Origin of the sequence: Rhodococcus sp. CX, assembly GCF_015865005.1 — a bacterium.
Lineage (GTDB): Bacteria > Actinomycetota > Actinomycetes > Mycobacteriales > Mycobacteriaceae > Rhodococcus.
Genome location: NZ_JADZGH010000259.1, coordinates 72,647 through 78,593, shown reverse-complemented (window position 1 = coordinate 78,593; position 5,947 = coordinate 72,647). Strand labels below are relative to the sequence as shown.

Below are 5,947 nucleotides of genomic sequence, written 5' to 3'. Positions count from 1 at the left end.
GCACACCGCTCTGGCCAGCGGATTACGAGATGCTGCGGGCCGCAGTTCCTCCGGAATCACGTGCCCGTGAACGTCCGAAGAATTCGAGAATCCACGTTAACAAAGGGCCTGGCGCAGACCCCTCGGCATCTGTAATGTGTGTCACAACGTAACGGTGCCGACCTCGCCGGTTCGCTCCCCGTCCCCTCGAGAGGAACAGTCGATGACCGCTACCTCCGCACGCTCGGAGTCCACGCGCTTCCGCAACAACAACTGGAACAACCAGGTCGCCCGCCACGCCCTGATGATCCCCGAGCGCACGGCGCTGCGATTCCAGGGTGAGTCGATCACCTGGGCGCAGCTCGACGAGCGGGTCGACAAGCTCGCCGACGCACTGTCGCGGCGCGGCGTCGGTTTCGGCGACCGCGTCATCATCCTGATGCTCAACCGCCCCGAGTACCTCGAGACCGTGCTCGCCGCGAACGCGCTCGGCGCGATCGCCGTACCGGTCAACTTCCGGCTCACGCCGCCCGAAGTGGCCTTCCTCATCGCGGACTCCGGTTCCAAGGCCATCGTCGTGGAGGGACCGCTCGTCCCGCTCGCCGATGCGGCGCGTGCGCAGTCCGAGGGCCTGGACCTGGTCGTCACCGTCGGCGCGGACCCGCAGGGCGACGCCGTGGCCTACGAGGATCTCGTCGCGGAAGAAGGGGAAGCGCACGAGCCCCTGGATATTCCGAACGACACGCCCGCGCTGATCATGTACACCTCGGGAACGACGGGCCGGCCCAAGGGCGCGGTGCTGACGCACTCGAATATGGAAGCACAGTCCCTCACCTGCATCCGCGCATTCCACAACTTCGGTGACGACACGATCAGCTTCTGTGCGTCGCCGATGTTCCACATCGCCGCGCTCGGCTCGATGGCCCCGAGTCTGATGCTCGGTCAGACGACCGTCATCTACCCGGTCGGCGCGTTCGACCCGAACACGCTGCTCGACGTCCTGGAGGCCGAAAAAGTCACGAGCCTGTTCCTCGTTCCGGTGCAGTGGCAGGCGATGTGTGCTGCGCAGCAGGCGAATCCGCGCAAGCTCTCGCTGCGCAACATCTCCTGGGGAGCTGCACCGAGTTCGGACACGATCCTGCGGGCCATGACCGAGACCTTCCCGGAGGCGTCGAACGTCGCCGTGTTCGGGCAGACCGAGATGTCGCCGATCACGTGTGTTCTCAACGGCGAGGACGCGATTCGCAAGCTCGGTTCCGTCGGCCAGGTCATCCCGACGATCCAGGCTCGCGTCGTCGACGACGAGATGAACGACGTCGCGCCCGGCGAGGTCGGTGAGATCGTCTACCGCGGACCGACCATGATGCGCGAGTACTGGAACAACGAGGCTGCGACCGCGGATGCGTTCGCGGGCGGCTGGTTCCACTCCGGCGACCTCGTGCGCGTCGACGAAGAAGGCTTCGTCTACGTCGTGGACCGCAAGAAGGACATGATCATCTCCGGCGGCGAGAACATCTACTGCGCCGAGGTCGAGAACGTCCTGTACGGCCACGAGAAGGTGCTCGAGGCCGCGGTGATCGGCCGTCCGGATGCCAAGTGGGGTGAGGTTCCGGTCGCGGTCGTCGCACTGGCTCCCGGCGCCGACGATCTCACGATCGAGGAACTGCAGCCGTACCTCGACGAGAACCTGGCGCGCTACAAGCACCCGAAGGAAGTGGTGATCGTCGAGGCCCTGCCGCGCAACGCGAGCGGCAAGGTCGTCAAGCACGAACTGCGTGGAGGACTCTCGGCCGTCGTGCAGGGCTGACGGTCGAGTTGGGGGGCACATGGCGGGGGGAGCCGTGTGCCCCCGGTCGGGGGATGGTCGGGGGGATTTCGGAACACGACGACAGGGGCATCGTGTCCGGACCGGGGGCAGCGGTCGAACCGCTGCCCCCGGTGTCGAGTTTCAAGAAACGGCGGAAATCGCTGGAAGGACTGCGCGACTGATGGCAACGACGGATACGTCGGACGGCAAGGCTCCAGAGGTGACAGCACCCTTCGAAGCGATCGAGGTTCCCGAGCGGACGTCGACCAAGGCCGGTTCGGGCCGGCAGTGGATCGTGAGGGGCCTGGTTCTCGTGCTCGCGATCGCCGCCGGGACCTTCGCCGTGCTGTGGTGGCGGGCCGAGTCGGCGGACCGGTTGCGCACCGAGGCACTCGACAGTGCCCGCGAGTACGCGATCACGCTGGGCACCTACGACTTCCAGGGTTTCGACGCCTCGATCGCCGCGGTCACCGAGATCTCCACGGACGAGTTCGCGGCGAAGTACAACACGGTCGCCGGCGAGCTGCGGTCGCTGGTCGAGAACGGACAGGGCAGCTCGGTCGCGCGCGCCGATCACGCCGCCGTCGAAACCGTCGACGGCGACCGCGCGACGGTACTGGTGTTCCTCGACCAGGATGTGAAGAACGTGGCCGTGCCGGAGGGGCGCACCGACGCGACGCGGTTCCTGATCACGCTGGAGCGTGATGGCGACCGGTGGCTGCTGGACGGTGCCGACGCGAAGTGACAGCCCACGGCGAGAGCCGTGAGCGGGGGGAGGGGGAGCCGACGTGGTGGATCAGACCAGGCCGAACGATCCGAGCCGGCTGCGGCGTCTCACCGCCGCAGCGCTGAACGCCGACGCGACGATCGCTCGGATCGACGACGTCTCCGGCGGGATCGCGGCATCGCTCGACGAGTTCAACCGGGTGCTCGCCTCCTTCGATTCGAGGCTCGGGGACTTCGAGACCGTCGTCGATCGGCTCGGTGGCTCGATCGACAGGGTCGACGCGGCGCTGGTCGGCGTCGAGAAGATCGTCGGCACCGTCGAGTGGCTCTTCGCCCCGGTCACGGCCGTGCGCGAGCTGGTGCAACGACCGGAAGTGTCGGCGCTGGCCGATCAGGCGATCGCGGCCGGAAATGCACTTGCGCTCTCGATTGTGACGCGCGTAACATCGTTGGTGCGAATCGAGCAGACGTCCGAGGACGACAGAGGCTCGTGAAGCAGAGATCCGGCCCGGAGTTCGCGTAAAGCGAATATTCGGGCCGAACCCCTGTTCAGGGGCAGTTCGCGGTTCGGGGACAGATCGCAACGGGGGGCCGGGTGCCGGAGCGCATCGAATCGTTCAGCAGGGCGGGACTGACCTTCGACGTCCGCGACCACGGACCGCTCGACGGCGAACCGATAGTGCTCTTGCACGGATTCCCGCAGGACGCCCGCTCGTGGGACGGGGTGGCACCGTTGCTGCACGCCCGCGGGTACCGCACGATCGCACCGGACCAACGCGGCTACTCGCCCGGCGCGCGCCCGCGCCGGCGCCGTGACTACCGGCAGTCCGAACTCGTCGCCGACACGGCGGCCCTCATCGACCGGATCGGGCGGCCGGCCCACGTGGTCGGACACGACTGGGGCGCGGTCGTCGCGTGGGCGACCGCCGCCCGTCATCCGCACCTGGTGCGGTCGCTCACCGCCGTGTCGGTGCCGCATCCCGCCGCGTTCGTCCGGGCGCTGGGCACGAGCCTGCAGCTGTTCCGATCCTGGTACATGCTCTTCTTCCAGCTGCCCGGGCTGCCCGAGCGGTTGTTCGCCGACGAGAAGACGGCACGCCGGGTGCTGCGGCGCAGCGGTCAGCCGGCGAATGCCGCCGACCGCGACGCGGCGCGACTGGCGGATCGTGCCGCGGTGCGCGGAGGTCTGAACTGGTATCGGGCGTTGTCGGTGTGGTCGCCGCGCGAGGCCGTCGGCCGGGTGCCGGTGCCCACGCTGATGGTGTGGAGCGACGGCGACTTCGCGATCGGACGGTCCGGCCCCGCGGCGAGCGGTCGCTGGGTCACCGGCCCGTTCCGGTTCGAGACACTGCCCGGTGTGAGCCACTGGATCCCGGACGAGGCCCCCGAAGCGCTCGCCGAACTCGTCGTCGAGCACGTCGGCGGCCGGGGCTGAACCGGTCCGGTCAGTTCGTCCGCAGGCGCTCGCGGCGCAGCTGTTCGACCTCCGGGAGATCCAGCGGTGCCAGTGCGTCGACGCCGAGCGCGCGCGCCAGCAGCAGATCGGCCAACTCCGGGTTGCGGGCCAGCACCGGGCCGTGAAGGTACGTACCGAACACGGAGCCCTGCACAGCGCCTTCGAGGCCGTCGCCGACACCGTTACCGACGCCGCGGGTCACCCGGCCCAGGCCCCGCGCCGACGACCCGAGAGTCGTTCCGCCACGGTGGTTCTCGAATCCGGTGAGCGGCTGTGTGAGGCCCTCGACGGCGGGGGAGATCACGATCTCGCCGATCGCGCGGGTCTTCTGCGGTGTGGTGGTCACGTCGAGCAGGCCGACACCGTCGACGCGTTCGCCCGCCGACGTCTCGTACCAGTGGCCGAGCACCTGGATGGCCGCGCAGATCGCCAGCACCGGTGCGCCGCGCTCGGCGGCGCGCTGCAGGCCCGGGTAGCGCAGCAGGTGCCGGGTCGCGAGCCGCTGCGCCGAGTCCTCGGCGCCGCCGAGTGTGTACAGGTCCATCGAATCCGGCACCGGATCCTCCAGGCCGATGGGGACGATCTCGGCGTCGTATCCGCGCATCCGCAGACGTTGCCGCAGCACGAGGGCGTTGCCGCCGTCCCCGTAGGTGCCCATCACGTCGGGCAGGATCAGGCCGATGCGCACGGTCGACTCAGGCATGTGCAGATCCCTTCGCGAGCGCAGTGTTCAGATCCCGGAACGCGGTGTAGTTGGCGAGTACCTCCACCCGGCCGGGAGGGCAGGACGCGATGGCGCGCAACGGATCCGGCACCAGTGTGTGTTCGACGCCCGCGTAGGTGAGGCGGACCCCGAGATCGGTTCCGCGTTCACCGGACGCGACGACCTGCACACCGTCGAAGTGCTCGAACCGCACATCCCACAGCCACGACAGATCCTCGCCGTCCGGCACCTGACCGTTGACGGCGATGACGAGACCGTCGACGGTCGGGTCGATCATGGACAGCGCTTCCTGCCAGCCCGCGGGGTTCTTCGCCAGCAGCATGCGCACCGAATGCGGGCCCACCTGCACCGTCGAATACCGGCCGGCGACCTCTTCGACGATCGAGGCCGCGGCGACCGCCTCGGCCGGATCGGCGCCGAGCGCGACGGCGGCGGCGACCGCCTGCGCGGCATTGCCCCGATTGGCGCGACCGGGCAGGGTCAGCTTCATCGGCAGCACCAGCCCGTCCGGGCCGTACAGGTTCTCGTCGTCGACCCACCAATGAGGCTGGGGCCGAGCGAAATCGGAGCCACTGCTGTACCAGTGGTCGCCGTCGCGGACGATGGGCTCGCCGGAGCGGGGGCAGCTGACCGAGTCGTTGGCCCAGCCGGCACCCGCCGCCACCCACACGACGTTCGGGTTGTCGTAGGCCGCGGAGGTGACGAGGACGTCGTCGCAGTTCGCGACGATCACGGCATCGGGATGACGCTGCAGACCCGCGCGCAATTTGCGTTCGATCATGTTGATCTCGCCGACGCGGTCGAGCTGGTCGCGGCTGAGATTGAGCAGCACGATCGCCTGCGGATCGAGTGCGTCGGCGACGTGCGGTGTGTGCAGCTCGTCGACCTCGATCGCGGCGAGCGGCGCGGTGAGGTTCGAGGCGAGGGTGGAGACGATGCCGGCGTCCATGTTCGCCCCGTCCGGCTGCGTCGCGACGTCGTCGAGAGTTGCGAGCGCGGCCGCGGTCATGCGGGTCGTGGTGGACTTGCCGTTGGTGCCGGTGACGAGCACCGTTCTCCGGCCGTGACCGAGCTGCTTCATCAGCGTCGGATCGATCTTCAGGGCGATCAGCCCGCCGATCATCGAGCCCTTGCCGCGTCCGGCCTTCTGCGACGCCCACGCGGCTGCCTTCGCCGCGCGCAACGCCAACCGGCCGCGCGTGGTGATTCCAGTGCTAGTACCCACCCCGGCGAGTTTTCCACAGCTGCGTTCGGG

The 5,947-nt window shown here is 68.8% G+C and carries 6 protein-coding genes; 4 read left to right on the top strand and 2 right to left on the bottom strand.

Annotated elements, in window-relative coordinates:
• Positions 1-202 precede the first annotated feature (202 nt).
• The 4 genes from fadD5 to I0Q12_RS28475 all read left to right on the top strand — a co-directional run bounded on the left by fadD5 (position 203) and on the right by I0Q12_RS28475 (position 3,947).
• Positions 203-1,786, top strand: coding sequence for a fatty-acid--CoA ligase FadD5 (fadD5, locus tag I0Q12_RS28490; protein WP_197256952.1), 1,584 nt, complete (start codon positions 203-205; stop codon positions 1,784-1,786).
• 181 nt (positions 1,787-1,967) lie between these two features.
• Positions 1,968-2,531: a hypothetical protein gene (locus I0Q12_RS28485; protein ID WP_197256950.1), complete on the top strand. Its 564-nt coding sequence runs from the start codon at positions 1,968-1,970 to the stop codon at positions 2,529-2,531.
• Positions 2,532-2,577: 46 nt separating this feature from the next.
• On the top strand, positions 2,578-3,006 hold the full coding sequence (locus tag I0Q12_RS28480) for a hypothetical protein (RefSeq protein ID WP_231611618.1): 429 nt from the start codon (positions 2,578-2,580) through the stop codon (positions 3,004-3,006).
• Between the two features lie 101 nt (positions 3,007-3,107).
• Complete coding sequence (locus tag I0Q12_RS28475) at positions 3,108-3,947, top strand: alpha/beta fold hydrolase (protein ID WP_197256948.1); 840 nt, start codon at positions 3,108-3,110, stop codon at positions 3,945-3,947.
• Between the two features lie 10 nt (positions 3,948-3,957).
• On the opposite strand, the gene I0Q12_RS28470 is transcribed toward I0Q12_RS28475, so the two are convergent.
• On the bottom strand, positions 3,958-4,671 hold the full coding sequence (locus I0Q12_RS28470; protein WP_197256946.1) for a type 1 glutamine amidotransferase: 714 nt from the start codon (positions 4,669-4,671) through the stop codon (positions 3,958-3,960).
• On the bottom strand, positions 4,664-5,917 hold the full coding sequence (locus tag I0Q12_RS28465) for a Mur ligase family protein (protein WP_197256944.1): 1,254 nt from the start codon (positions 5,915-5,917) through the stop codon (positions 4,664-4,666). Before I0Q12_RS28465 ends, I0Q12_RS28470 begins: the two co-directional genes overlap by 8 nt.
• Between the last annotated feature and the right edge of the window lie 30 nt (positions 5,918-5,947).